Below are 26150 nucleotides of genomic sequence, written 5' to 3' on the forward strand. Positions count from 1 at the left end.
CGTATTTAGGTATTGATTCATCACTGTTAAACAGCGGTTAAAAATCGTTAAAAAGAAGTTAAACAGATTTTGTTAAAATGTTAAAATTGTATATTTGAGTAACTAAATTATTGTAAGCATATGAAGAAAATTTTAGGAATTTTAGTAGTAGCGTTTATTGGGGGCGCGGCGTCGCTTACTGGCTACAAAGTATTTGTGGAACAGCCTCAAGTGATTGTTCAAGAGGGAACACCAGCTTTACAAACAGTAAAAGCGAATTATGTAGCCCCAACTTTAACTAATTCTTCAGTACCAACAAATTTTACTGAAGCAGCAGAAAGTACTGTAAATGCAGTAGTGCACGTAAAAAACACGGCTATTCGGACACAACAGAACCCTTGGGCTGAGTATTTATTTGGAAGAGGTAAAGGTGGTAGAAAATATGAACAAGTAGGAACGGGAAGTGGTGTTATTATTTCCCCTGACGGATATATCGTAACAAACAACCATGTTATTGAAGGAGCTTCAGAAATTGAAATAACTCTAAATAATAGTAAGAAATTAAAAGCTGAATTAATAGGAACCTCAAAGAGTAATGATATAGCTCTCTTAAAAGTTGAAACAGACGAAGATTTACCGTATCTACCGTTTGCAAATTCAGATTTTGTAAAGATTGGTGAGTGGGTGTTAGCGGTTGGAAACCCTTACAACTTGACTTCTACAGTTACGGCAGGGATTGTTAGTGCAAAAGGGCGTGATTTAGATGGAAATAATAATACTGAATCATTTATTCAAACCGATGCTGCTGTAAACCCGGGGAATAGTGGTGGAGCCTTGGTGAATACAAGAGGTGAGTTGATAGGGATTAACACAGCTATTACATCAAGAACAGGTTCATTTATTGGGTATTCATTTGCCGTACCTTCAAATATTGCTAAGAAAATTATCGATGATTTGTTAGAGTTCGGTTCTGTTCAAGAAGCTATTTTAGGAATTTCAATAGACCCAGTAGATAAAGAAATAGATGGTGTTAAAATAGGGACAATTGATGAGAAAAGTGAAGCTTTAAAGGCAGGTTTAAAAGAAGGAGATGTTATTACAAAAGTGAATAATGTGAAAATTTCTAAGTTTTCTGATTTAAAAGGTCAATTAACTGCAAAAAGACCTGGTGACCTTGTTGATGTAACCGTTGATCGTGATGGAGAGAGTTTGACAAAAACTATAAAATTAAGCAAAAGAACATCTTACATTTCTCAATATTTAGGCACACAGTTTAAAGACTTAACCAAGGCGGATAAGGAAAAATATGGTTTAAGTGGAGGTGCTAAAATAGAAATTACTCAAAATCGAGCATTTTTAGAATATAAGGTTGGTAAAGGGTATATTTTGACAAAAATAAATGGTAAGAATATAAATTCAGCCTCGGAAGCTGTTGAGATTTTAGATAAGAACCAAAATGCAAGATTTGTTTTAGAAATGATAAATCCTGATGGTGAAATTGAAAGATTTAGGTACTAATATGAAGCCTATAAAATAAAAAAAAATCCTGTCCTAAAAAAGACAGGATTTTTTTATTTCAAAAAATTTACGAAATCGATTGAAATATGTACTTTTGCACAAATTTTTTAAAATTAGTTAACACACAACTATGTCAACAATAATAAATTACGAAAGTGAAGTAGCCAATCAAGCTCAGGTAAGAAGAGCTACTGTTGAATTTATCAATATTGTAAATGATTTATGGTATGATAAATCGATAGAATTAGTTTTATTTCGAAATCCTTTAGTTGATAAAAGAGCTAGTGAAGTTCTTAACTTAATCAATTATGCAAAAGAGTTTGTTGCTAAACCAATTTCTATAATAGATGCTCTTGAAATAGCTAGAGCAATACAGTCAATTGAATTGCCTGCTTCTAAGTTAGATATAGGAAAATTAGCTTACGAGTATCATTTAACAGATAATTCAGACTTAGATAAAGTTGAGTTTGTAAAAAATCAATTAAAAGATGCTACTGAGGCTGCTCCTTTTCAACCAAAAGATGTGGTTTTATACGGTTTTGGACGTATTGGACGTTTATTAGCTCGTGAGTTAAGTAGCAAAATGGGGAAAGGTTCTCAATTACGTTTACGTGCTATTGTAACTCGTGGTAAAATCGATCAATCTGTATTAGAAAAAAGAGCTTCTTTGTTAAGTGTTGACTCTGTTCATGGTGACTTTTTAGGAACTGTTCAGGTAGATGCTGAAAATAGCGCGTTAATTATTAATGGAACTACGGTTCAGATGATTTCTGCAAGTCAACCAGAAGATATAGACTATACTGAATATGGAATTAATGATGCTTTAGTAATTGACAATACAGGAGCATTTAGAGATAAAGAGGCTTTAAGTCGTTTATTAGCTTCAAATGGAGCAAGTAAAGTGTTATTGACTGCTCCAGGAAAAGGTATTCCTAATATTGTTCACGGTGTTAATCACTTAGAGAATAATCCTGATAATATCGATATTTTCTCAGCAGCTTCATGTACAACGAATGCTATTACTCCTGTGTTAAAAGTTATCGAAGATAATTTTGGAATTAAAAAAGGACACTTAGAAACAATTCATGCATATACTAATGATCAAAATTTGGTAGATAATATGCATAGTAAATACAGAAGAGGTAGAGCAGCTGGATTGAATATGGTAATTACAGAAACTGGTGCTGGAAAAGCAGTTTCAAAGGCGTTACCAGCTTTAGAGGGTAAGTTAACTTCAAGTGCAATTCGTGTACCAGTGCCAAATGGATCTTTGGCTATTTTAAACTTACAGTTAAATTCTAATGCCACAGTTGATTCGGTAAATGCTATTATGAAGCAATACGCTTTGGAGGGTGATTTAGTTGAACAAATTCAATATTCTTTGAGTAATGAATTGGTTTCTTCTGATATTATAGGAACAACAGCACCTTCAATTTTTGATAGTAAAGCCACTATTGCAGAAGGTGATACAATAGTAATTTATGTATGGTATGATAATGAGTATGGTTACTCGCATCAAGTAATGCGTTTAGCAAAACACATAGCAAAAGTACGTAGATATACTTACTATTAAGACAAGATTAAATCTTTACATAATTAAACCGAAACATGGAAATGTTTCGGTTTTTTTTTATATTTGGTATATTAACCTTATATAAATCCCCGAAATAACATGAAAAAAGCTTTGGCATTTTTTGTTCTGGCTATTGGTATTACCATGGCTTCTTACGCTCAGGATAGTTCTGATCAATCGTTTCTAACTTCTGGAAAATGGAAAATTGAATCCTTAAAAATTGGTGAAGAAAAAGAAGATTTTTCTGACTGTAAAAACAGTTGGTTAGTTTTTCAGGAAAATGGAAGTTATAAAATGATGATGAGAAAAAACCAAAAGCTAGGTCAATGGACCTTGGAGAACAACGAAAAATTATTAAAATTTGAAAACCAAGGAGCAGTAGATAACTTTAAAATATTAAAGTTAACAGAAAAGGAATTGTTGTTTTCAACTACAGATCAAGATATCGTATATACGATGACTCTAAAAAGATAAAAAATAATTTTTTATACATCAAAAACCGAGGTAAATACCTCGGTTTTTTTTGTACTCAATTTAACTGTTAAAATGTAAAGAAGTTTTCCTTAACTTAGCCAGTAGAACTGTGGTAAAACATGTTTTAGCTAGTAGTTCATTTTTAGTATTATAGATAATTAGATTTATATGAGAATTGTATTAAGTTTTGTAATGTTATTTGTCATGGGGAAAATAAACGCACAAGAATTACCGTATTATGAAATACCAGAGGCTCCAAAAAAATATACCGAAGGTACAGTAGCAGCCAGAATGTTAGATGGTTTAGGATTTCGTTATTATTGGGGAACTGAAGGGTTGAGAGAAAAAGATTTACAATATAAACCAAATGAAGAAGCAAGAACCGTTCGTGAAACTTTAGATCATATTTTAGGGTTGTCTATTATGACATTGAGTGCGTTAGAAGGGAAAGAGGTTGTTTTTAAAAAGAGTGATCATCTTTCATTTAATGAACTACGCAAAGAAACACTTGAAAATTTCAAAAAAGCTAGTGATATTTTAAAGGAATCTGACGATTTATCAAAATTTGTAATGAAAATAGCCAGACGTGATGGTGTTGCTGAATTTCCATTTTGGAATCAATTAAACGGACCTATTGCGGATGCTCTATGGCATGTTGGTCAAATAGTATCGTTCAGAAGATCTTCAGGAAACCCTTTTCCTAAAGGGGTTAGTTTATTAACAGGAAAAGTGAAAAAGTAAATAAAACAGTTATATTTTTCGATGACAATTAAGGATAAGATAGAAGCACTTAGAGAAGAATTACGTGAGCATAACTATAATTATTATGTATTGGATAATGCCACGATTACTGATTATGAATTCGATATTAAATTAAAAGAGCTAGAAAAGTTAGAGAAAGAACACCCAGAGTTTTTCGACGCAAACTCCCCAACACAACGTGTAGGTGGAGGTATTACAAAAAACTTTGATACCATAACACACAAAAACAGAATGTACTCTCTTGATAATTCGTATTCAAAGGAGGATTTACTGGATTGGGAGAAACGTTTGCAGAAGAATTTAGGTACAACTGAAATAGAATATACTTGTGAGTTAAAATACGACGGAGCCTCTATTAATTTAACATTTGAAAATGGGAAATTTTTAAGGGCAGTTACGCGAGGTGATGGATTTCAAGGTGATGATGTAACAACGAATGTTAAGACAATTAAGTCAATTCCTTTGATTCCAAAAAAGGACTTTCTTTTGGATTTTGAAATGAGAGGAGAGATTATTTTACCATTAGATGGTTTTAACAGAATGAATGAAGAAAGAGTTGCGAATGGAGAAGAAGCGTATCGAAACCCCAGAAATACGGCTAGCGGGAGTTTAAAATTACAAGATAGTTCAGAAGTTGCTAAAAGACCATTAGATTGTTTGTTGTATCAGGTAGTAACAAACGAAAGAAAATATGAAACACATTATGAGAGTTTAGAGGCAGCCAGAAATTCAGGATTTAAGGTGCCTCAAACAATTATATTAGCAAAAAATATTGATGAAGTTTTAGAGTTTGTTAATTCATGGGATGAAAAACGCCATGACTTGCCTTATGAAACTGATGGTGTTGTTGTTAAGGTAAATAACCTGTTGCAGCAAGAAGAGTTAGGTTATACTTCCAAATCTCCTAGATGGGCAATTGCTTATAAGTTTAAAGCTGAACAAGTAACAACTGTTTTAAATGAAATTACATATCAAGTTGGTAGAACAGGTGCCATTACTCCGGTTGCCAATTTAGAGCCAGTGCATTTAGCTGGAACAGTTGTAAAGCGTGCTTCATTACATAACGCAGATCAGATAGAAAAACTAGATATTCGATTAGGTGATACTGTTTTTGTTGAAAAAGGAGGAGAGATTATTCCAAAAATCATTAAAGTTGATTTAAGTAAAAGACCTGAAAATTCTGTGGCGACAGTATATGCAACACACTGTCCAGAATGTGATACAGAATTAATAAGAACCGAAGGAGATGCAAAGCACTATTGTCCAAATGAATTCGGATGTGCTCCTCAAATAACTGGTAGAATTCAACATTTTATTTCTCGTAAAGCTATGGATATTGACGGTTTAGGAGGCGAGACTGTTGATTTACTGAGAAAAGAGGGACTTATTAAAAATTATGCTGATTTGTACGAATTAACAAAGGAGCAAGTGATTCCATTGGAAAGAATGGCTGAGAAGTCCGCTCAAAATATGATTGACGGAATTAAAAAGTCAAAAGAAATTCCTTTTGAAAAAGTGTTATTTGCATTGGGAATTCGTTTTGTAGGTGAAACTGTGGCGAAAAAATTGGCGAAGCATTTTAAATCAATGGATAATTTGATGCAAGCTGATTTCGAAACCCTTATAGCTGTTGATGAAATTGGAGATCGAATTGCAAAAAGTATTCTTGACTTTTCATCTAATGAAGGTAATATAGAGTTAGTGAAAAGGCTTAAATCTTATGGAATTCAATTGGAAGTTTCAGCAGAAAGCATGGAAAACCAAACAGATAAATTAAAAGGAAAAGCATTTGTCGTTTCCGGTGTTTTTCATCAGTTGAGCAGAAACGAACTCAAGAAGGCAATAGAAGATAATGGAGGTAAAGTAAGTAGCTCAATTTCTAAAAAAACTGATTTTGTAGTTGCAGGAGATAAGATGGGACCTAGTAAATTAGCGAAAGCAGAAGATCTAGGAATAGCCATTATTTCAGAGCAAGATTTTATTGATATGATTAATTAATGGACTAAATATAGTTTCTTAATGAGAATGCAAACGAAAGTTATATTATCCCATTTACTTTTTCTAATAGTAGGTATAATTGACGTGTATGCAGTAATCATAGAAAATAGGAGCTTGGAACTTGTTTTTAAACCATTTTTAATGATCACCCTGTTGATCGTTTATTTTTCGGGAGTTAATAAACCGAACTCATGGTTTATAGCTAGTTATTTCTTTTCATTTTGGGGAAATGTATTTCTTATTTATGAAAAAAGTCACCTTATTTACGGTTTAATAGCTTTTCTTATTGTTCATATTATTTATATCAAATTGATTGTTGGTTTTTTGAAAAAAGATTCTGTTTCAAGGGTTATTGTTTTATCATTACCGTTTTCACTATTGTTTCTTGGAGTAATGTACTTCTTATTTAACAATCTTGGTAATATGGTGTTTCCAGTGATGTTGTATGGAGTAGTAATTGCTGTTTTCGGAATAATGTCTTTACTTAATTATTTGCAAGAAAGAAAAGAAGAAAATTTATGGCTATTATTTGGTAGTATCTTATTTATTTTTTCGAATATTTTTGTTGGATTTGATAATTTTTATGATCCTTATCATTCCTTTAATGTCTTACTTATTGCGTTATTTATAGTAGCTCAATACTGTATTTGTAGAGCAATGATATTAAAGGGAAGGTAAGTGTCGAAATGATTGTTAAAAGAGAATCATAAATCAGGAGTTAGAAGTAAATTGAAAGTATAAATTGAATAAAGAATAAAATTATAATTTAAAATGTCGAAACAAACCAAATTGACCATGGCTACCTTCTTGTTTTTATTGGTTGCCATTACAGATGTATATGCTGTAATTACAAATAACAAAGTATTAGAAATTATATTCAAACCATTATTGATGACAACATTGGTTGTTGTATATTTAATAGGTGTTGAAAAACCAAACTTTTGGTTTGTAAGTGGTTTGTTTTTCTCATTTTGGGGTGATGTTTTTCTTTTAGATAAAGAGAATTATTTTGTATTTGGGTTGGCTTCCTTTTTAATGGCACATGTTATATACATAAAAATTACCATTAGTTTTTTAGAAAAACATTTAACCTTCAAAATAATTACTTCCGCTATTCCTTTTGTTTTGTTGTTTATAGGAATACTGTATATTACCTATGATAATTTGGGAAGTTTACTTATTCCTGTGATTGTTTATGGAGTTACAATAGCAACTTTTGGAGCTGTAACCTTGCTTAACTTTAGACAAGAGAAAAGTACGGAGAACTTGTGGTTACTTTTAGGAGCTCTTTTATTTATAGCATCAGATAGTTTAATAGCATTGAATAATTTTTATGTAGCGAAGCATTTATTTAGTATTTTAATAATAGTTTTATATATCATAGCACAGTATTTTATATGTAGAGCAATGATTGCAAAAAATCAACAAGCACAAACTTGATCTATCTATGAGATGAACAACAGGGCGTTAAAAATCTATTCAATTAAAAGATAATATGGAAAAGCCGAGAATAGCGAGATTAACTCAAATTGTTACTCAATTACAATCGAAACGTATTGTCACTGCTAGAGAATTGGCCGATAAACATAAGGTTAGTATTAGGACAATTTACAGAGATATTCGAACTCTTGAAAATTCAGGTGTACCTGTTACTACTGAAGAGGGAAAAGGGTATACTCTTGTTGAAGGATATCAATTACCTCCAGTTATGTTTTCTGAAGAGGAAGCAAATGCATTAATTACTGCTGAACAGTTAATTTTAAAGAATAAGGATGCTTCCCTTATCGAAAATTATATGCATGCAATTACAAAGATTAAGGCAGTTTTGAAATATTCTCAAAAAGATAAAGCAAACTTGTTGTCACAAAGAATTGCCTTCAGAGCAAATATTACAGAAGAACGGTCGAGTAATTATTTAATTCAAATTCAAAAAGCTATAACCAATTTTAATTTACTAGAATTAGAATATAAATCTCTCGAGAATAAATTCACCAAAAGAATTGTAGAACCTTTTGCTTTATATAGCACAAATGAAAATTGGCTATTGATTGCTTATTGTAGACTAAGAAGAGAATTTCGAGCCTTTAGATTAGATTGTATGGTTAAACTGGTTGAGAGTTATGAAACCTTTGAGCCTCATGACATGACTATACAGCAATATTTTGAAATATGCAAAGAAAAATATTTAAAAACCCTTGACAAAGGGCTGTCATAAGCTGAATATATTTTTGTGTTGAATTAAAAACATAAAAATGGAAACAATACAAAAAGAAGAGTTTTATGTAGTAGGAATTTCAGTACGAACTTCTAACGAGAATCAAAGAGCTAAAGAAGATATTCCAATGCTTTGGGGACAATTCATGTCTAAGGATATGAAAAAACTTATCAGTAACAGAATTGACGATACTATTTGCGCGGTTTATACAAATTATGAATCAGATCACACTAAGCCATATGACACAGTTTTGGGATTTAGAGTTGAAAATTTGGATAATATACCCGATGAAATGGTAGGAATAACCATTAAAAGTTCTGCTTATAAAAAGTTTATTGCAAAAGGAGATCTAACTAAGGATGTTGTGATCAATAAATGGAAAGAAATTTGGCAAATGGATTTAAAAAGAGAATATACTGCAGATTTTGAATTGTATGGAGAAAAAGCAATGGATCCATCAAATGGAGAAGTAGAAATTTTTATAGCTGTGGCTTAGAAAATAAAAAACCATTGGTTTCTCGTTTTAAAAAAGAAACCAATGGTTACTGATTAAGGATTAAATAATTCAGACATAATCGTTATTTTTTCTCTCATTACTTTTTCATTTACTGAGGAATAACCAAGTACAAGCCCTTCTTTTTTCTTTTTAGTAATATAATAGTTGCTTAATGGATAGGCTACTACATTTTTAGTTAAAAGCTCTTCATGAATCAAATGATCACTTTTATTTGTTGTTTTAATTTTTCCTATTAGGTGCAATCCTTCAAAGGAAGTATCTATGTCTAAAAAACTTCTTGTTAATTTGGAAAATATTTTTTTTCGATTTTTAGATGCAATAATAACATTTCGAATATGTTTGTTCAAATAATCTTTGAGTATAAATTCATTGAGATTTTCCTGTAAATGAACCGAAACAAATCTACTGGATTGTTCATAAATACTTTTAATTGGTGCAATTAAATATCTAGGAACTACCATATAACCAATTCTTAAAGAAGGATGGAGCAGTTTGTTAAAAGTACCAGTATAAATTACTCTGTTTTCAGAATCTAAACTAAAAAGAGATGAAATTGGATGTTCCCAATTACTGAATTCATGATCGTAATCATCCTCTATAATTAGGGAATTATTTTTTGAAATCCAATCAAGTAATTCTTTTCTTCTGTCTTTACTCATTTTAATACCCAAAGGATATTGATTTGAAGGTGTAGTATAAATAAATTTAACCTGTTGATGTTTCATGGAATCTATATTGATGCCTTTGGAATCTATTCCGCAAGGAATAATATTCGCTTTTAAGCTTTTGAATAGATAATAAGCTCTGGGGAAAGTTGGGTTTTCCATGATGATAGTATCTCCTTTATTTAGTAGGCTGTTACCTATTAAATATAACGAGTGCAAAGAACCTGAAGTGATAATAATTTGTTGATAATCACAATTTATATTTCTATAAATACGAAGATAATTCATGATATTTACTCTTAATTTATCAAGCCCTTCAGTTGGAGCGTACGATAAATTTGTAGGGGTAGCTTCTCTCCAATATGTATTTGAAATTTGTTTCCATTGGTGAATAGGGAAAATATCTAATGGAGGTAAACCAGGTCTGAAAGCAACATTGTTTTTAGAGAATGTATCTGTATTTAAGTATACGTTTTTTAGAAAGTGATTGGCTCTTTTAGATATTGCAGGGTATTTATAAATAGTACTGTGCACATCTGATAAGCGTTTTTTAGTTTGATTGTAATTCACAAAAACACCAGCTCCTTTTTTAGATATGATAAATCTTTCAAAGCTTAATAAATCAAAAGCTTTTAGTACTGTACTTCTCGATATACCTAAATCGTCAGCTAATACTCTCGTAGGCGGTAGTTGAGTGTTATTAGGTATAGCCTTGTTTATGATTAAATATTTAAACGAATTATATATTCTCTTGTAAAGAGGAGTTTTATGATTGTTCCACTCTTTAGTTTCCTGTAGTAAGTTCTTAACATTAAAATACAAATTGGTATTCTTTAAAATAAATAATTGGTATGCACAATATACGTGTTTAACTCTATAAATTTATAATAATATAAAAAGTAATATATGAGAGTCAATTTAACCTTTATAAAATTAGTAGTTCTTTTTTTATTTATAATAGGTTGTACTTCAGTTAAAACCGTTCAATTTAAAACTCCAGTAGATACCACGTCTAAGAAAATTTATAAACAAACTAAACAGACATATGCTATTGATGCTATTGGAGTTTATGCGTCTAATAATTTTGATGCTGCACGTTTAAATGGATTTGAAATGGTAAACGATAGTACTGTAAAAGCTATTATTAGGCCAGAGAATACACCTATTAATAATAGTGCGTATTATTCCTTTAAAATATGGTCGAAAGACCCAAAATCAATTTATATACAGTTCGATTACCCTAAGGAGTTTAAACATCGATATCTTCCAAAGCTTAAAGAAAAACATATTAACTGGCATGCTATTGATTCTTCTGATGTTTATAAAAATGGAGAATCGGTTTATGTAAAGTTAAATGTATCAAAAGATACTACATGGGTGTCTGCACAAGAAGTGGTAACCTCAAAAGACACGGAACTTTGGTATAAAAGTTTAATCAAGAATAAATCATACGTACATTTAAAAAGTATAGGTAAAACTACTTTAGGACGTAACTTACCCGTATTAGATATTTACAAAGGAATAAAATCCAATAAACCTATTGTCGTATTATTAACAAGACAGCATCCACCAGAAGTGACAGGTTTTTTTGCTTATCAAGAATTCTTAAAAACACTTTTAAAAGAAAATAAATTAACATCTCAATTTTTTAATACCTATAGAGTGATAACTTTTCCAATAGTAAATCCGGATGGAGTAGATTTAGGGCATTGGCGTCATAATGCAGGAGGAGTTGATACCAATAGAGATTGGTCAGAATATCACCAACCAGAAATTAAACAGCTTGTGAAATTTGTTACAAATCAAAGTAAAAAAGGCAAAGCGAAAATTGTGTTAGGAATTGATTTTCACTCTACTTATGAAGATGTTTTTTATACCAATAAAATTAGAAAAACTACCGCTTTGCCCAATTTTATAGAAGATTGGTTTACAGCTTTAGAAGCTAATATTCCTAATTATAAGGTAAATGAAAAAGCAGCAAATAGTACGAAACCAGTTTCTAAAGGGTGGTTTTTATACGGACAAAATGCGGTGGGTATTACTTATGAAATAGGTGACGCTACACCAAGAGATAAAATAAAGTTAGTAGGTAAAGTTACCGCCGAAGAAATGATGAAAATTTTAATACAATCAAACTAGTAGTATTTTAAAAGAAATATGAAAAATATTTTACAAATTGGTTTTGGACCTTTAGGAGTTCAAATAGGGAAGTATATAGCCCAAAAAAAGACAGTTAAAACTTTAGCAGTTGTCGATATTGCCCCATCCTTAAAAGGAAAGTTATTATCGGAGTTAGATGAAGATTTACCGACTGATGTAACTATTTTTTCTTCTGTAAAAGAAGCTGTTGAAGATTTAAAAGTAAAGCCTGATGTGGCTATTATTACCACAGTTTCCAGTTTACAGAAATTAATTCCGCAAGTTGAAGAAGTTGCCAAATATGGAATTCCAGTAATTTCTACATGTGAAGAATTATCATATCCGTGGAAGTTACAACCAGAATTAAGCAAACGTTTGGATGATATTTGCAAGACACACAATATCGCCTGTTTGGGAACCGGAGTAAATCCAGGTTTTTTAATGGATTATTTACCATCAGTATTTAGTTCTATTTCAAAAGACATTGAGCATATAACAGTAGAGCGTATTCAAAATGCAAGTCCCAGAAGAATCCCTTTTCAGCAAAAAATAGGCGCGGGTTTATCAATAGAGAATTTTAGAAAAAAAGAAGCTACAGGAACTTTAAGGCACGTAGGTTTACAGGAATCGGTTTATTTACTGGCAAGTTCTATAGGGATAACGTTAGATGAAGTTACAGAAAGTCTTGAACCTGTGATTGCTGATACGGAAGTCGCTTCTGAAGCAATTCAAGTGAAAAAAGGAGAGGCGAGAGGCGTTGAGCAAATAGCTCATGGTTATAAAAATGGAGTGTGTAAAATTAAAATGCATTTTAAAGCTGCTATTGATGAACCTCGTTCTTATGATAAGGTAACCATTAAAGGAACACCAAATTTTTCGTCAGAAATAGATGGAGGCATTAATGGAGATATAGCGACTTGTGCTATTACGATTAATTGTATCAATAGTATTTTAAAAGCTCCTGCTGGATTACAAACAATGAGGTCTATTACTGTTCCTGGATTTATTAATTAATATGGTTTTATGATATCGTTTTTAAAAAGAATAGCATTTTTAAGTAGTACTATTCTGTTAATTTATGCTTGTAATGATGTAAAAAATAATGTGACATTTGATGCTTCGTTTAAAGGAGGAAGATTGGACAGTGTTCTTTTTTTAAAGAATAACAGTTATAGGTTATTGATAAACCCAGCTTTTGAACCTGTTAATAAGAGTCCGTACTTTGCATTTTCAGTTACTTCCAGTACTCCTGAAACAATTAATGTGGTATTAGATTATGGAAAGTATAAACACCGATATATTCCGAAGTTAAGTACTGATAAAAAAAATTGGAGAAGCATTGAAACCAAAAATATTTCAATGGATACCATGTCAGGAAATGCAAACTTAAAACTACATATTTCTTCCCAAAAACTATTTGTAGCAGCTCAGGAAATTGAAGCTTCAGATGATACTTATTTATGGGTAGATAAAATGATAGCAAAGCACCCAAAAATAAAAAAAACTGTAACAGGGAAAACAGTTTTAAAGAAAGGTAATTATTGTTTAGTATTTGAAAGTGATACTATACAACACACTATAGTATTGGTAGCACGACAACACCCACCAGAAATTCCAGGAGGAACTTTTAGTTTTAAAGCATTTTTTGAAGAGTTATTTGCCGATACCGATATAGCAAAAGAATTTAGAAATAGCTTTAACATATATACATTTCCATTGTTGAATCCAGATGGTGCTGATTTAGGAAATTGGAGACATAATGCTAATGGAGTAGATTTAAACAGAGATTGGATGGATTTTACACAACCAGAAACACAAATGGTAAAAAACGTTGTTGAAGAAAAAGTTTCAACTGGAAAGAAAATCCAATTTGCTATAGATTTTCATACTTCTTATAATGGACCTTATTTGTTAATTCTTGATTCTATTAATGAGATAAAAACTAAAAAGATAATTCCAGATTGGATTAACAATATTGAGAGTAAATCAAAATTTAAGGTAGAAGCTAGAAGACGAAGTCAAGAATTACCTTACTGTTATAACTATTTTATAAATGCTTTTGGTTGTGAGGCTGTTACTTATGAAGAAGGAGATGAGGTAGACAGACAGTTGATAAAGGAACGAGCAAAAGCTTATGCACTAAATTTGATGAAAACAATGCTCACTAAATTAAAAAATAATGAACTATAAAATTTATATATCATTACTTGTTATTGTGCAATTTTTTTCTTCGTGTTCAAAGAAAAAAATTGAAGCCGATATTTTGATAAAAAACGGAACCGTTTACAATGGAATAGATATAAAACCTAACAATAATTCCATAGCTATAAAAGACGATAAAATTGTATTTATAGGACCTGAAAACTCAGTAAATGTTAAAGTAGAAAAAACAATTGATGCTAAAGGATTCATTGTTTCTCCTGGGTTTATTGATCCGCATACACATGCTGATCGAGATCTTAACATCGCCGAGAATTCTCATAATAAACCTTTTTTGTTTCAAGGAATTACCACTGTCATCGTTGGAAATGATGGTGATAGTTTTTATCCAACTTCAAAATATATCGATTTGTATACTACTCACGGAATTGGAACAAATGCAGTCCCTTTGGTAGGGCATGGTACTATTCGAAATCAAGTGATGGGAAAGAGTAACAGAAAAGCCACCGCTGAAGAAATTACTGAAATGCAAGAGCTTGTAAAACAAGAAATGGAGGCTGGAGCCTTTGGAATTTCAACAGGTTTGTTCTACTCTCCAGGTAGTTATTCTAATACAGAAGAAGTCATTGCATTAGCAAAAACCGTAGCGCAATACGATGGAATATACGACACACATTTACGCGATGAAAGTTCATATACAGTAGGTTTAATTCCTGCTATCGAAGAAGCCATTGAAATTGGTCGCCAGGCAAAACTACCGATCCATATTTCACATATAAAATGTTTGGGAGTAGATGTTTGGTATCAAAGTAAAGATATTGTAAAGGCTATTGAAAAAGCACAAAAAGAAGGAATTGATGTTACTGCGAATCAATATCCTTACGATGCTTCTGCAACAGGATTGAAATCGGCAGTGGCACCACGTTGGGCAGAAAGTGGAGGAAAAGACTCGTTAATGATTCGTTATAACAATTCCGAGTTAAGAGCAAAAATTTTAGTAGATACCAAAAAGAATATCACACGTCGAGGAGGCCCAGAAAAACTACTCATTGTGAAATCAGAAGAATCAAATTTTGTAGGAAAAAATTTATTAGAGATTTCTCAAATGTTAAATGAAACCCCAGAAGAAGCAGTTTATTCTGTTTTAAAAACGGGGTATGTTCGTGTAGCATCTTTTAATATGAATCCTGAAGATATTCATCATTTTATGCAACAAAAATGGGTGGTTACAGGTTCTGATGGAAATACAGGTCACCCTCGGAAATATGGTTCTTTTCCTAGAAAATATAACAAATATGTAGTGAAGGATAAAATAGTAGATTTACCAACATTTATTAACAGTAGTACAGCAAAAACGGCAGCTATTTTTAAAATCAAAAATCGTGGAAGTTTGCAAACAGGAAATTTTGCAGATATAATCATTTTCAATCCTGAAACGTTTAAAGACAAAGCAGATTTTACAGATGCGTTTCAGCTATCAGAAGGTTTAGAATACAGTATTATTAACGGAAAGTTCGCTGTAGACAAAGGGCAATTTACCAATTCATTAAATGGAGAAGTCTTAAAAAAATAAAAAACCATTGGTTTCTCATGTTATAAAGAAACCAATGGTTAGTAATTAAACAAACAATAATTTAAATTTTATTTAGAAAAGGAACATCCTTTTTATTTATTATTAATAAAACACCTCCGATTAAAAATGTTGCTAAGGCCGAAGCAAATAGCACACCTCCATCATTATTATGTTCAATTCCTATTTTGGTTAAATGACTCATAATAGCACCGCCCATTAAACCTAAAGTTAAAATTGCACCCACCCAGGTTTTGTTTGGTACAAACAGTAAAATTGAGGCTATGAGTTCAATTACTCCCGTTCCTATTCTCATTATAGCTTCATTTTCTCCTGCTACTTTTGTAAAAAGATCAATACTTTCTTGTGCTCCCGAGAATTTAAAAAATAGAGTTTGAAGCATGATAATTGCCGCCATTACTTTTAACAATAAAGGAATATGTTTTTTCATGTTCTAGTGTTTTAAGATTTAGACGCATAAAATTCTATACCTTACATAGATAAATACTATTTTAGCACTTTTTATTGCTAATGGTACTAAATAGAACGGTATGAAATATGTTTTTTTGCTAATAATTGGAATGTGTTTTTTAGGATGCAAAAAAAACAATATTCATGTACGCTTTTTAGACGAGTATGTTTTACAGGACTCTAGTATTTTTCAAAAATCAATAGTTGGTGGATTATCGGGTATTGATAATTATGGAGGTAATTATTATTTTGTTGTTGATGATGCTAGAGAGCCAAGAGTGCTTGTTGGGGATGTAATTGTTGAAGACAGAAAGATTTCGGATGTTACTTTTAAGAAGACAATTTTTTTTAATGATACTTTAAACAAGTTTTATCAAAATGAGGTACTGGATTTAGAATCAGTTTTTGTCAATTCAAATGGGAGCTTGAATTTAACAAGTGAAGGATCAATTAGAAAGAAAAAAAGACCAACCGTGTTTGTAACGGATTCATTAGGTAAATTTGTAAAAGAAATATCGTTACCCAGTCATTTAGGAAATATTAATATTGGAAAACACAGGCATAATGGTGTATTTGAAGGTTCATGTAAGTCAACTGATGGAAAGGGGTTTTGGGTTTCGTTGGAGGCTCCTTTAAAGATAGATGGAGAGGAACCTTCTTATAAAGTCAAGAAATCTTCAGTCAGAATTACTTATTTTGATTCTGATAAAGGAAAGGCAACGAAACAATACGCTTATGAATTGGAGAATCTTGAAAAACCAAGGAAAGGAGATATTAACTTAAATGGTGTAACAGCTATCTTAGAGTTTCGTAAGAATGAATTTTTTGTTGTTGAAAGAATTTATCATAGCGGCTATGGAAGCTATGGAAATACAATACGGATATTCAGAGCATGGGCAGACGAAAATACGACGAATACGATTAATCTGGAATCTCTTAAGAAAGTGAATCACATTCCGTTAAAAAAAGAGCTTTTATTTGATTTCGAATCGGCAAAAGATCAGTTAACTGATGGAATTATAGATAATATTGAAGGAATTTGTTTTGGAGATGTTTTACCCAATGGGAATAAAACATTACTTTTAATTTCCGATGATAACTTTCAGCTTTATGGAAAACAGTTGAATCAATTTATATTGATGGAATTAGTTGAGTAATATTGTTGAAATTTCAAAAAATAATAGCCCCAATTATTAAATAAGATTACAAATTACAAAGAAATGATAGGTAATTTTAAAGAAAAATCTATTGAGAAACAATACAGTAAACTTAAGGAGAAAAGTGTAATTACTAATAGCCAAGGAGGAAAAATAAAATCCGTAGCAGTTATATTGGACAATGCTTCACTTGAAAATGTCATAACGTCTAACTTGGCTAGTAAATTAAATTTCGATAAAAAGAATATTACATTTTTGGTGTACCGTAAGTTTTCAAAAAAAGATGAAGTAACACCTAAATTTTTTACTGAAAAGGAAATTGGTTTTAAAGCAAGTTTGAAATCTGACAATTTGAAAAACTTTGTTAAAAATGATTATGACTTACTTATAAACTATACAAAGGTGTCAAATTTATATACTAATGTAATAACTTTGCATTCTCAAGCAAAGCTAAAAGCTGGCTTTGCTGATATTGATGATAAACTCTTCGATATAGTAGTTTCAGATCCTACATTTAACGAAGCGGTTTTAAATCAGGAATTAAAAAAATATTTAACGATTTTAAATAAAATATAATGCAAGAGTTTGTGGGAATGGGAGTTGCTTTAGTAACACCTTTCAACGAGGATTTGAGTGTAGATTTTGACGCTTTAAGAAAATTAGTTACTTATAATATTGATAATGGAACAAACTATTTAGTTATCAATGGAACAACTGCGGAAAGTGCTACCATTACGAAGGAAGAAAAAATCGAAATTATTAAGGTTATTGCCGAAGTAAATAATGGACAATTACCATTAGTTCTTGGTGTTGGTGGAAACAATACACAGGTTGTAATAGACGAACTAAATTCATTAGACTTGTCTAATATTGATGCAATTTTATCTGTGGCTCCATATTATAGTAAGCCAACTCAAGAAGGTTTTTACCAACATTTTAAAGCGGTAGCTGAGGCTAGTACAAAACCTGTTATTTTATATAATGTTCCTGGTAGAACGGCTAAAAATATGTTACCAGAAACAACTTTAAGGCTCGCTAGAGATTTTGATAACGTTATTGGAGTTAAAGAAGCAGGAAACAATCAACAACAGTATTACGAATTATTAAAAAATAAACCAGAAGACTTCTTAATAATTTCAGGAGATGACGATTTAGCATTAGGAACAGTTTTAGCTGGTGGGGCAGGAGTAATCTCTGTAATAGGTCAAGGGTTTTCAAAAGATTTCTCTGATATGATTCGCTTAGGATTGGAAGGAAAAAACAAAGAGGCTTACGCTTTACATTATAAGCTAATGGACGTTATCGGTTTAATTTTTGAAGAGAATAATCCAGCAGGAATAAAGTCGGTTCTGAAAAAATTAAATATTACTGGTGATAGTGTTAGATTACCATTAGTACCAGCAAGTACCGATTTACAAAACAGAATAAGTGATTTTATAGATAATCTATAGAGTTTAAAAAATAGAATATAAAGACCATAATGTTTTACATTATGGTCTTTTTTTTAATCTAAATTAGATTGAGTAGGTTTGTGTAATTTTATACTGGTTTTTCATTTTCACAATGCACTTCCTCCATCCATTTTCCGTTATAATAAACGGTAATTGAATAACAACAAGGTTCATTTTTTTCACAATTCTTTTTTGGGATAGTTCCAATTCCTCCTAAAATAGATTTTTGTTCATTACTGTTTAAAACTTTACCCAAGTTTTTTAAATTTTTCATAATAATAGTTTTTCTAAATTTGATATGCTTCGGTCGTTTAAGGACACCCGAAGATTATGTCCATACATTCTAAAGTCTTATTTATTCTTAAATAAAACCTAATAGTTTCTGATAAAAAATTATTGTTTTCGGGAAATAAAATGCTAGCAAATTTTATTTTCAATCAGCAATATTTGACGCTAACTTACAAAATGAATTACTAAAATGAAATGATTTATGAAACTTTAACTTTTGTCTAACTCCTTTAAAAATCGCTAGTTTCATTGCTATGATTTATAAAATATTGATAGCTAGTAGAGTTTTATCTTTTATGCTTTTTTTGCATCTTTGCAAATTAAAAAAACAATCAACTATGTTGTCTAAAAAAATAGAAGAAGCATTAAATAAGCAAATAAGAATAGAAGCAGAGTCTTCTCAAGTATACCTAGCTATGGCATGTTGGGCTGAAGTTCAAGGTTTTGAAGGAGTAGCTCAATTTATGTTTGCTCATTCGGATGAAGAAAGAATGCACATGTTAAAGTTGGTAAAATTCGTAAATGAAAGAGGTGGGCATGCTCAAGTTTCTGATTTGGCGGCACCTCCGACTGAATTTGGTTCTTTTAAAAATATGTTTGAAACCTTATTTAACCATGAGGTAATGGTTTCTCAATCAATTAATGATTTAGTACATATTACACTAGAAGAAAGAGACTATGCTACTCATAACTTTTTACAGTGGTATGTTTCCGAACAAATTGAAGAAGAAGCATTGGCTAGAAATATTTTAGATAAAATTAATTTAATTGGTGACGATAAAGGTGGTTTATATCTTTTTGATAACGATGTAAAGCAACTTGTTGCTGCTGGACCAGACGCTCCACAATAGTATTAACATACATTTATGAGTTCTTTACCGTTTTTGTAACAGAATATATGGTTTATTGCACTCAAAAATAGAAGGTTCACTGACAGAAAGGATTTATTGATATTTTTGGGTGAAAAGATTGAAATCTTTCAATAGTATTACTAAAAATTTGAATCTTAGTAAGTGAGTGAAAATTCATTTTAATAATCCATTAATAATACTTAATTTTGCCAGATGCGAAAAAATAAAAATTTAGCTTTATTATTTGTACTTATGTTGGTACTAACTTCATGTGGAGAGTATCAAAAGGTATTAAATAAAGGAACTACAGAAGAGCAGTACAAAATGGCTGTGAAAATGTATGAATCTCAAAAATATAGCAAAGCTCTGCGTTTATTTGAGAAAATTACACCTTCATATAGAGCAAAACCACAAATGGAACGTATTCAATTTATGGTTTCTCAAGCTAATTTTAATGTGAAAAATTATAGTTTAGCTGGATACTATTTTGATCGCTTTGCAAAGAATTACCCAAAAAGCTCAAAGGCTGAAGAAGCTGAATTCTTATCAGCGTTAAGTTATTACAAGGCTGCGCCTTCATTTAGCTTAGATCCAACTGATACCAATAAGGCATTAGAGTCTTTTCAAAGGTTTATTGATAAGTATCCTGAGTCAGGAAAGTTAGTTGAAGCCAATAAGTATTACGGCGAATTACGTTTTAAACTTGAAAAGAAAGCTTTTGAAATAGCAAAAACTTATTACAGAACGGCTCAGTACGATTCAAGAAATTACAAAGCGTCTATTGTAGCTTTTGATAATTTGTTATCTGATTATTTAGGAACAAGTTTTAAAGAAGAAGCGCTGTATTATAGATTAAAAGCGGCTCATGATTTTGCCATGAAGAGTACACCAAGAAGAAAGGCAATGAGGATAGAAGAAGCTGTAAAGGCTTATGATAAGTTGAAAAGAAACTTCCCTGAATCAAAATTTATGGAAGATTCTAACAAAATGCTAGCAGCATTAAATAAAGAACAAGAACAATTAGTTAAAAGTTAAATAATGGATTATAAAGAAACGAAAGCACCTGTAAGTACAATTACTTATGATAAAGAAGCTATCGAGCAACCAACAGAGAATATCTATGAGGCAATTTCTATTATAGCAAAAAGAGCTACTCAAATCAATTCTGATTTGAAGAAGGAGTTAGTAGATAAACTTGATGAGTTTGCAACTTATAATGATAGTTTAGAAGAAGTTTTTGAAAACAAAGAGCAAATAGAGGTTTCTAAATTCTATGAGCGTTTGCCAAAGCCACATGCAATAGCAGTAGAAGAGTGGTTAGAAGGTGGCGTTTACTTCAGAACACCAGACAATAAATAATAATATATGTCTGTACTAAGCGGTAAGAAAGTTTTACTAGCCGTTACCGGAGGAATTGCCGCATACAAAACGGCAGGTTTAGTCCGCTTATTCATAAAATCAGGCGCAGAAGTCAAAGTTATAATGACTCCTGCGTCTAAAGATTTTATTACTCCACTCACCTTATCTACACTTTCCAAAAATCCTGTTCACTCAACTTTTTATGATGAAGAAGAGAATGATTTATGGAATAATCATGTTGAATTAGGTTTATGGGCAGATGTTATGGTGATAGCACCTGCAACAGCAAATACTTTGTCTAAAATGACGAATGGTATTTGTAATAATCTAGTGTTAGCTACTTATTTATCGGCAAAATGTCCTATCTACTTTGCACCAGCAATGGATTTGGATATGTACAAACATCCGTCAACTAAAAATAGCTTAGATAAACTTCAGAGTTTTGGGAATATTATGATTCCGGCGACTTCTGGTGAACTAGCAAGTGGTTTGGTTGGAGAAGGGAGAATGGCCGAGCCAGAAGATATTGTAACCTTTATTGAGAAAGACATTGTATCAAAGTTACCATTAAAGGGTAAAAAGGTTTTAATTACAGCAGGACCAACTTATGAGGCCATTGATCCAGTTAGGTTTATAGGTAATCATTCTTCGGGTAAAATGGGGTTTGAACTGGCAAAATCTGCCGCAAACCTTGGTGCAGAAGTTATATTAATAAGTGGACCAAGTTCTCAAAAAGTAAAACATTCTTTTATAAATAGAGTTGATGTTAAGTCAGCTGAAGATATGTATCAGGCTTGTCATGAACACTATGAAAATAGCGATATAGCTATCTTATCTGCCGCGGTAGCCGATTATAGACCAAAAAATGTTGCTGATAAGAAAATAAAAAAGAAGGATGCAGCGTTAACTATTGAGTTAGAACCAACAAAAGATATTTTAAAATCTTTAGGTGAAATAAAAAAGAATCAATTATTAGTAGGTTTTGCGTTAGAAACGAATAACGAGTTGGAAAATGCAAAAAGCAAAATTACTAGGAAAAACTTAGATCTAATTGTATTAAATTCGTTAAGAGATAAGGGAGCTGGATTTGCTACTGATACAAATAAAATTACTATTATTGATAAGGATTTAAATCCGAAACGATTTGATCTGAAACCCAAAAATGAGGTTGCTAACGATATAATTAATGAAATAATATTAAAATTACATGCGTAAGTTTTTCTTTTTAGCGTTTATATGTTTTGCATCTTTAGCTGTGAATTCACAGGAATTGAATGCTTTGGTTACAATTAATACGGAGAAAATTCAAAGTTCGAATAAACAAGTGTATACAACACTTGAAACCGCATTAACAGAATTTATCAACCAAAAGCAATGGACGGATAAAAAGTTTAAGCTTCAAGAACGAATTAACTGTGCATTTACGATTATTGTAAATGAGCAAAATGGAAATAACTTTTCTGCAAGCCTTCAAATTCAAGCTACAAGACCAGTTTATAATTCATCATATGCTAGTCCAATATTAAATATTAATGATACCAATTTTAATTTTAGGTATAATGAGTTTGATCCTTTAATATACAATCCAAACATATACGATTCTAATTTGGTTTCAATGATTGCTTTTTATGCTTATGTTATTATCGGAGTGGATGCTGATACTTTTGCTAAAAAAGGTGGGCAAGACTATTTAAAGCAGGCAGAGAATGCAATGTTGCAAGCACAATCTAATGGTGAATCTGGTTGGCAAAACCAAATAGGAGAGCAAAACAGATTTGCTTTAATAGATAGCTTATTATCTGAAAAATTCGCGGCTCTAAGAACCATCTATTATGATTATCACAGAAATGGTTTTGATAGTATGACTAATAATATTGATGAGGCAAAACAGGCGATTGAACGTAGTGTTATTGATCTTGACAAGCTTCACAATATTACAGTTGGAAATTATATGATAAGAATTTTTCTAGATGCAAAAGCAGATGAAATTGTAAGTGTTTTTTCTGATGGTAAGCCTACCAGAAATCAACAAAAAATGTTAACTGTATTACAAACAATTTCTCCGACTTACGAAAATAAATGGGAAAAAATTAAATAGACTTTCCAAGTTAATTTACATTTATTAATTCAGTCAAAATTCTTACTTTTATTGCTTTCAAAGAGTTAGAATTTGCTTACACATTTATCAATACATAACTACGCTTTAATCAATCAATTATCGATTGATTTTACAAAGGGCTTGTCTATAATTACAGGAGAAACTGGAGCTGGAAAATCCATTCTATTAGGTGCTTTAGGGCTTGTAATGGGAAATCGAGCCGATTTATCATCTTTAAAAAACACAGAAAAGAAATGTGTTGTAGAGGCGGAGTTCGCGCTAAATGGCTATGACCTGAATAGTATTTTTGAAGAGTTAGATATAGATTATGAGGATGATACAATTATCAGAAGAGAAATTTTACCATCTGGAAAATCTAGGGCTTTTGTAAATGATACTCCTGTACGATTATCAGTTTTGTCAACACTTAAAGCTAGATTGATTGATATTCACTCACAACATCAAACACTTGAATTGTCAGACGAAGGTTTTCAATATTCTATATTAGATGCTCTTGCTAAAAATAGTGCGAAAATAGCTTCTTATAAAAGAGGATTAAGAAAGTACAATTCTTTAAAGAAAGTATTAAAAGAGCTTCAAGAAGAAGCACAAAAGTCAACTGAACAGTACGAATACAATTTGCATCTGTTTAATGAATTAGAAGAAGCTAATCTACAGTTAGGAGAGCAACAGGCTCTCGAAGAAAAATTGGATAAGCTTAACAACATAGAAGATATTAAACTTAACTTATCTGAAAGTCTTCATATTGTAATTAACGATGAGATAGGATTGCAAACACAATTAAATTCACTAGAAAATAAACTACAGAAAATTAGTGGATATGCTAATGAATATGAGGAGTTATTTTCTAGAATTGCTAGTGTCAAGATTGAGTTAGATGATGTTGTTGCTGAGTTGGAGTCAGAGAATGAGAAAGTAGATTTTAATCCTGCAGAAATAGAAGAGTTAAATGATAGACTTCAACTAATTTATAGTTTACAAAAGAAACATTCTGTTGGAAGTATAAAGGAATTATTAAAAATTTACGAAGATTTAGGAGAAAAAGTAGCTCAAGTTGAAGGAGCTAGTGATCTAATTCAAAATAAAGAAAAAGAAATTAAGGAAGTAGAAGGCAAGCTTGATGATTTAGCAAATGTCATCATGAATAAAAGAAATAAAGCCATTGCACCTCTACAAAAGGAATTAAAGTATTTGTTAGCAGAATTGGGAATGCCAAATGCTGAATTTCTTATTGAAGTAAAATCAAGCGAAACATTTAATAGTTACGGGAAGGATGAACTTACCTTCTTATTTTCAGCAAATAAAGGGGGGAGCTTTGGAGAGTTAAAGAAAGTGGCTTCTGGAGGTGAACTTTCGAGAATAATGTTGTCAATAAAAAATATACTATCAAAGAACGTTCAACTACCAACCATTATTTTTGACGAAATAGATACTGGTGTTTCTGGAGAGGTTTCGAACAAGATTGCTACCATTATGAATGATATGGCTAATCACATGCAGGTAATAACCATTACGCATTTACCTCAAATAGCTTCTCAAGGGCAACAACATTATAAAGTATATAAAGGCGAAGAAAATGGAGTAACAACATCCAACTTGAGGTTGTTGAGTTATGATGATAGAGTTGCCGAGATTGCAGAAATGTTAAGTGGAAAAGATTATTCTGAAAGTGCCTTAACACATGCAAAAGAATTACTCACTAAGTGAGATTTCAATGTTTAGACATAAGTGATGAAAGATAAACGATAGTTTTCTTTGAATATTTGTAGACTTACTCGGAGGTAATAGACTTCCAAATAAGATTGAAAAATATTTAACTGAAAACTATAGAATAGAGTAACTTTGAACAATCAACATAACAGAGTGTTGAGCATAAATTAAATCAAAAAGAACAAATTAACTTAATTAAGATAAAGGTTTATATTTGCCTTTACAAATAACTAAAGAAAAGACTACGATATTATGTATAATTTATTAAAAGGAAAGAAAGGAATCATTTTTGGAGCTTTAAATGAGCACTCGATTGCATGGAAAGTAGCTGAAAGAGCTCATGAAGAAGGAGCGGAATTTGTTTTAACAAATGCACCAATAGCTATGCGTATGGGTGAAATTAATGCTTTAGCTGAAAAAACAGGTTCTCAAGTAATTCCTGCTGATGCAACTTCTATGGAGGACTTAACGAATTTAGTTGAGAAGTCAATGGAAATTTTAGGAGGTAAAATAGATTTCGTTTTACACTCTATAGGAATGTCGGTAAACGTTCGTAAAGGTCGTCACTATACAGATTCTAAGTATGATTTTACTCATAAAGGGTTTGACGTTTCTGCTTTGTCTTTCCACAAAACAATGAATGTGTTATACAATAAAAAAGCCATGAATGAGTGGGGAAGTATTGTTGCTTTAACCTATATGGCTGCACAGAGAGTATTTCCTGATTATAATGATATGGCAGATAATAAGGCATATTTAGAATCAATCGCTCGTAGTTTCGGATACTTCTTTGGAAGAGATCATAAAGTACGTGTGAATACAGTTTCTCAATCGCCTACACCGACTACAGCTGGTAGTGGAGTTAAAGGATTTGATGGATTCATTTCATACGCAGAAAAGATGTCTCCGTTAGGGAATGCTACAGCCTTAGAGTGTGCTGACTATACAATATCTCTATTCTCTGATTTGACTAAAAAAGTTACATTACAAAACCTTTTCCATGATGGAGGTTTTTCTAACATGGGAGTAAGTGACGCAGTGATGGAAAAATTTACTGAAGAATAGAATTTTTAGATAAAATTTTAGAATATTAAAAAAAGCAAATCGTTAGATTTGCTTTTTTATTTGAATCTATCTAAATAAGGAAGAAAAAATAGTAAATAAACCAGTTTTA

At 31.3% G+C, this 26150-nt stretch carries 26 protein-coding genes; 23 read left to right on the top strand and 3 right to left on the bottom strand.

Annotated features, from left to right (window positions below):
- The first annotated feature begins 120 nt into the window (after positions 1-120).
- From ACKTTV_RS09490 to ACKTTV_RS09530, 9 genes are all read left to right on the top strand, one after another.
- On the top strand, positions 121-1497 hold the full coding sequence (locus ACKTTV_RS09490; protein ID WP_408030601.1) for a trypsin-like peptidase domain-containing protein: 1377 nt from the start codon (positions 121-123) through the stop codon (positions 1495-1497).
- A gap of 130 nt (positions 1498-1627) precedes the next feature.
- The gene (locus tag ACKTTV_RS09495; RefSeq protein WP_408030602.1) at positions 1628-3070 is read left to right on the top strand and encodes a glyceraldehyde-3-phosphate dehydrogenase; all 1443 of its coding nucleotides are present in this window, start codon (positions 1628-1630) and stop codon (positions 3068-3070) included.
- 99 nt (positions 3071-3169) lie between these two features.
- Positions 3170-3544, top strand: a complete 375-nt coding sequence (locus ACKTTV_RS09500) for a lipocalin-like domain-containing protein (protein ID WP_408030603.1) — start codon at positions 3170-3172, stop codon at positions 3542-3544.
- A 168-nt stretch (positions 3545-3712) separates the two neighbouring features.
- The gene (locus tag ACKTTV_RS09505; protein ID WP_408030604.1) at positions 3713-4285 is read left to right on the top strand and encodes a DinB family protein; all 573 of its coding nucleotides are present in this window, start codon (positions 3713-3715) and stop codon (positions 4283-4285) included.
- A 21-nt stretch (positions 4286-4306) separates the two neighbouring features.
- Entirely contained in the window at positions 4307-6304 is a 1998-nt protein-coding gene (ligA, locus tag ACKTTV_RS09510) for an NAD-dependent DNA ligase LigA (RefSeq protein WP_408030605.1), read from the top strand.
- Positions 6305-6331: 27 nt separating this feature from the next.
- On the top strand, positions 6332-6982 hold the full coding sequence (locus tag ACKTTV_RS09515) for a lysoplasmalogenase (protein ID WP_408030700.1): 651 nt from the start codon (positions 6332-6334) through the stop codon (positions 6980-6982).
- Between the two features lie 93 nt (positions 6983-7075).
- On the top strand, positions 7076-7744 hold the full coding sequence (locus ACKTTV_RS09520) for a lysoplasmalogenase (RefSeq protein ID WP_408030606.1): 669 nt from the start codon (positions 7076-7078) through the stop codon (positions 7742-7744).
- A 55-nt stretch (positions 7745-7799) separates the two neighbouring features.
- Complete coding sequence (locus ACKTTV_RS09525; RefSeq protein ID WP_408030607.1) at positions 7800-8519, top strand: helix-turn-helix transcriptional regulator; 720 nt, start codon at positions 7800-7802, stop codon at positions 8517-8519.
- Positions 8520-8556: 37 nt separating this feature from the next.
- Positions 8557-9015: a GyrI-like domain-containing protein gene (locus tag ACKTTV_RS09530; protein WP_408030608.1), complete on the top strand. Its 459-nt coding sequence runs from the start codon at positions 8557-8559 to the stop codon at positions 9013-9015.
- Positions 9016-9068: 53 nt separating this feature from the next.
- On the opposite strand, the gene pdxR is transcribed toward ACKTTV_RS09530, so the two are convergent.
- The gene (gene pdxR / locus ACKTTV_RS09535; RefSeq protein WP_408030609.1) at positions 9069-10523 is read right to left on the bottom strand and encodes a MocR-like pyridoxine biosynthesis transcription factor PdxR; all 1455 of its coding nucleotides are present in this window, start codon (positions 10521-10523) and stop codon (positions 9069-9071) included.
- An 84-nt stretch (positions 10524-10607) separates the two neighbouring features.
- On the opposite strand from pdxR, the gene ACKTTV_RS09540 reads away from it, so the two are divergent.
- The 4 genes from ACKTTV_RS09540 to ACKTTV_RS09555 are packed head-to-tail and all read left to right on the top strand — an operon-like array spanning position 10608 to position 15573.
- Positions 10608-11840 (top strand): M14 family metallopeptidase, encoded by a 1233-nt coding sequence (locus tag ACKTTV_RS09540; RefSeq protein WP_408030610.1) that lies wholly within the window; start codon positions 10608-10610, stop codon positions 11838-11840.
- Between the two features lie 18 nt (positions 11841-11858).
- Positions 11859-12854, top strand: a complete 996-nt coding sequence (locus ACKTTV_RS09545; protein ID WP_408030611.1) for an NAD(P)H-dependent amine dehydrogenase family protein — start codon at positions 11859-11861, stop codon at positions 12852-12854.
- Between the two features lie 9 nt (positions 12855-12863).
- Positions 12864-14030: a M14 family metallopeptidase gene (locus ACKTTV_RS09550; protein WP_408030612.1), complete on the top strand. Its 1167-nt coding sequence runs from the start codon at positions 12864-12866 to the stop codon at positions 14028-14030.
- A complete protein-coding gene (locus ACKTTV_RS09555; RefSeq protein ID WP_408030613.1) occupies positions 14020-15573 on the top strand; it encodes an N-acyl-D-amino-acid deacylase family protein in 1554 nt (517 codons plus the stop codon). The genes ACKTTV_RS09550 and ACKTTV_RS09555 overlap by 11 nt, the downstream gene beginning before the upstream one ends.
- Before the next feature lie 61 nt (positions 15574-15634).
- On the opposite strand, the gene ACKTTV_RS09560 is transcribed toward ACKTTV_RS09555, so the two are convergent.
- Positions 15635-16021 (bottom strand): DoxX family membrane protein, encoded by a 387-nt coding sequence (locus ACKTTV_RS09560; RefSeq protein WP_408030614.1) that lies wholly within the window; start codon positions 16019-16021, stop codon positions 15635-15637.
- Between the two features lie 100 nt (positions 16022-16121).
- Here ACKTTV_RS09560 and ACKTTV_RS09565 point away from each other — a divergent pair, with 100 nt between their 5' ends.
- From ACKTTV_RS09565 to dapA, 3 genes are all read left to right on the top strand, one after another.
- Positions 16122-17198, top strand: a complete 1077-nt coding sequence (locus ACKTTV_RS09565) for an esterase-like activity of phytase family protein (RefSeq protein ID WP_408030615.1) — start codon at positions 16122-16124, stop codon at positions 17196-17198.
- A gap of 63 nt (positions 17199-17261) precedes the next feature.
- Positions 17262-17774, top strand: coding sequence for a DUF6913 domain-containing protein (locus ACKTTV_RS09570; protein WP_408030616.1), 513 nt, complete (start codon positions 17262-17264; stop codon positions 17772-17774).
- Positions 17774-18649 (top strand): 4-hydroxy-tetrahydrodipicolinate synthase, encoded by an 876-nt coding sequence (gene dapA, locus ACKTTV_RS09575; protein WP_408030617.1) that lies wholly within the window; start codon positions 17774-17776, stop codon positions 18647-18649. The genes ACKTTV_RS09570 and dapA overlap by 1 nt, the downstream gene beginning before the upstream one ends.
- Positions 18650-18737: 88 nt before the next feature.
- Here the strand turns inward: dapA and ACKTTV_RS09580 are convergent, their stop codons facing one another.
- A complete protein-coding gene (locus ACKTTV_RS09580) occupies positions 18738-18923 on the bottom strand; it encodes a hypothetical protein (protein WP_408030618.1) in 186 nt (61 codons plus the stop codon).
- A gap of 352 nt (positions 18924-19275) precedes the next feature.
- Between ACKTTV_RS09580 and ACKTTV_RS09585 the strand changes: the two genes are divergently transcribed.
- From ACKTTV_RS09585 to ACKTTV_RS09615, 7 genes are all read left to right on the top strand, one after another.
- Positions 19276-19788, top strand: coding sequence for a ferritin (locus ACKTTV_RS09585; RefSeq protein ID WP_408030619.1), 513 nt, complete (start codon positions 19276-19278; stop codon positions 19786-19788).
- A gap of 213 nt (positions 19789-20001) precedes the next feature.
- Positions 20002-20823, top strand: a complete 822-nt coding sequence (locus tag ACKTTV_RS09590; protein WP_408030620.1) for an outer membrane protein assembly factor BamD — start codon at positions 20002-20004, stop codon at positions 20821-20823.
- Positions 20824-20826: 3 nt separating this feature from the next.
- Positions 20827-21147 (top strand): DNA-directed RNA polymerase subunit omega, encoded by a 321-nt coding sequence (locus ACKTTV_RS09595; protein WP_408030621.1) that lies wholly within the window; start codon positions 20827-20829, stop codon positions 21145-21147.
- 6 nt (positions 21148-21153) lie between these two features.
- A complete protein-coding gene (gene coaBC / locus ACKTTV_RS09600; RefSeq protein WP_408030622.1) occupies positions 21154-22362 on the top strand; it encodes a bifunctional phosphopantothenoylcysteine decarboxylase/phosphopantothenate--cysteine ligase CoaBC in 1209 nt (402 codons plus the stop codon).
- Complete coding sequence (gene porD / locus ACKTTV_RS09605; protein WP_408030623.1) at positions 22355-23245, top strand: type IX secretion system protein PorD; 891 nt, start codon at positions 22355-22357, stop codon at positions 23243-23245. The genes coaBC and porD overlap by 8 nt, the downstream gene beginning before the upstream one ends.
- Positions 23246-23317: 72 nt before the next feature.
- Positions 23318-24973 (top strand): DNA repair protein RecN, encoded by a 1656-nt coding sequence (gene recN / locus ACKTTV_RS09610; protein ID WP_408030624.1) that lies wholly within the window; start codon positions 23318-23320, stop codon positions 24971-24973.
- A 255-nt stretch (positions 24974-25228) separates the two neighbouring features.
- Complete coding sequence (locus tag ACKTTV_RS09615) at positions 25229-26041, top strand: enoyl-ACP reductase FabI (protein ID WP_408030625.1); 813 nt, start codon at positions 25229-25231, stop codon at positions 26039-26041.
- Positions 26042-26150 lie beyond the last annotated feature (109 nt).

The organism is Tenacibaculum xiamenense (assembly GCF_964513065.1).
Lineage (GTDB): Bacteria > Bacteroidota > Bacteroidia > Flavobacteriales > Flavobacteriaceae > Polaribacter > Polaribacter xiamenense.

Bases quoted from the DNA above. Each gene is read 5' to 3' on its own strand.
- ACKTTV_RS09595 (WP_408030621.1), top strand. From the start codon at position 20,827: ATGGATTATAAAGAAACGAAAGCACCTGTAAGTACAATTACTTATGAT.
- ACKTTV_RS09520 (WP_408030606.1), top strand. From the start codon at position 7,076: ATGTCGAAACAAACCAAATTGACCATGGCTACCTTCTTGTTTTTATTG.
- ACKTTV_RS09570 (WP_408030616.1), top strand. From the start codon at position 17,262: ATGATAGGTAATTTTAAAGAAAAATCTATTGAGAAACAATACAGTAAA.
- ACKTTV_RS09560 (WP_408030614.1), bottom strand. From the start codon at position 16,021: ATGAAAAAACATATTCCTTTATTGTTAAAAGTAATGGCGGCAATTATC.
- ACKTTV_RS09515 (WP_408030700.1), top strand. From the start codon at position 6,332: ATGCAAACGAAAGTTATATTATCCCATTTACTTTTTCTAATAGTAGGT.
- coaBC (WP_408030622.1), top strand. From the start codon at position 21,154: ATGTCTGTACTAAGCGGTAAGAAAGTTTTACTAGCCGTTACCGGAGGA.
- ACKTTV_RS09540 (WP_408030610.1), top strand. From the start codon at position 10,608: ATGAGAGTCAATTTAACCTTTATAAAATTAGTAGTTCTTTTTTTATTT.
- ACKTTV_RS09555 (WP_408030613.1), top strand. From the start codon at position 14,020: ATGAACTATAAAATTTATATATCATTACTTGTTATTGTGCAATTTTTT.
- ACKTTV_RS09545 (WP_408030611.1), top strand. From the start codon at position 11,859: ATGAAAAATATTTTACAAATTGGTTTTGGACCTTTAGGAGTTCAAATA.
- ACKTTV_RS09585 (WP_408030619.1), top strand. From the start codon at position 19,276: ATGTTGTCTAAAAAAATAGAAGAAGCATTAAATAAGCAAATAAGAATA.
- ACKTTV_RS09550 (WP_408030612.1), top strand. From the start codon at position 12,864: ATGATATCGTTTTTAAAAAGAATAGCATTTTTAAGTAGTACTATTCTG.
- ACKTTV_RS09505 (WP_408030604.1), top strand. From the start codon at position 3,713: ATGAGAATTGTATTAAGTTTTGTAATGTTATTTGTCATGGGGAAAATA.
- ACKTTV_RS09590 (WP_408030620.1), top strand. From the start codon at position 20,002: ATGCGAAAAAATAAAAATTTAGCTTTATTATTTGTACTTATGTTGGTA.
- ACKTTV_RS09490 (WP_408030601.1), top strand. From the start codon at position 121: ATGAAGAAAATTTTAGGAATTTTAGTAGTAGCGTTTATTGGGGGCGCG.
- ACKTTV_RS09495 (WP_408030602.1), top strand. From the start codon at position 1,628: ATGTCAACAATAATAAATTACGAAAGTGAAGTAGCCAATCAAGCTCAG.
- ACKTTV_RS09525 (WP_408030607.1), top strand. From the start codon at position 7,800: ATGGAAAAGCCGAGAATAGCGAGATTAACTCAAATTGTTACTCAATTA.
- ACKTTV_RS09500 (WP_408030603.1), top strand. From the start codon at position 3,170: ATGAAAAAAGCTTTGGCATTTTTTGTTCTGGCTATTGGTATTACCATG.
- ACKTTV_RS09530 (WP_408030608.1), top strand. From the start codon at position 8,557: ATGGAAACAATACAAAAAGAAGAGTTTTATGTAGTAGGAATTTCAGTA.
- ACKTTV_RS09615 (WP_408030625.1), top strand. From the start codon at position 25,229: ATGTATAATTTATTAAAAGGAAAGAAAGGAATCATTTTTGGAGCTTTA.
- ACKTTV_RS09565 (WP_408030615.1), top strand. From the start codon at position 16,122: ATGAAATATGTTTTTTTGCTAATAATTGGAATGTGTTTTTTAGGATGC.
- porD (WP_408030623.1), top strand. From the start codon at position 22,355: ATGCGTAAGTTTTTCTTTTTAGCGTTTATATGTTTTGCATCTTTAGCT.
- ligA (WP_408030605.1), top strand. From the start codon at position 4,307: ATGACAATTAAGGATAAGATAGAAGCACTTAGAGAAGAATTACGTGAG.
- dapA (WP_408030617.1), top strand. From the start codon at position 17,774: ATGCAAGAGTTTGTGGGAATGGGAGTTGCTTTAGTAACACCTTTCAAC.
- ACKTTV_RS09580 (WP_408030618.1), bottom strand. From the start codon at position 18,923: ATGAAAAATTTAAAAAACTTGGGTAAAGTTTTAAACAGTAATGAACAA.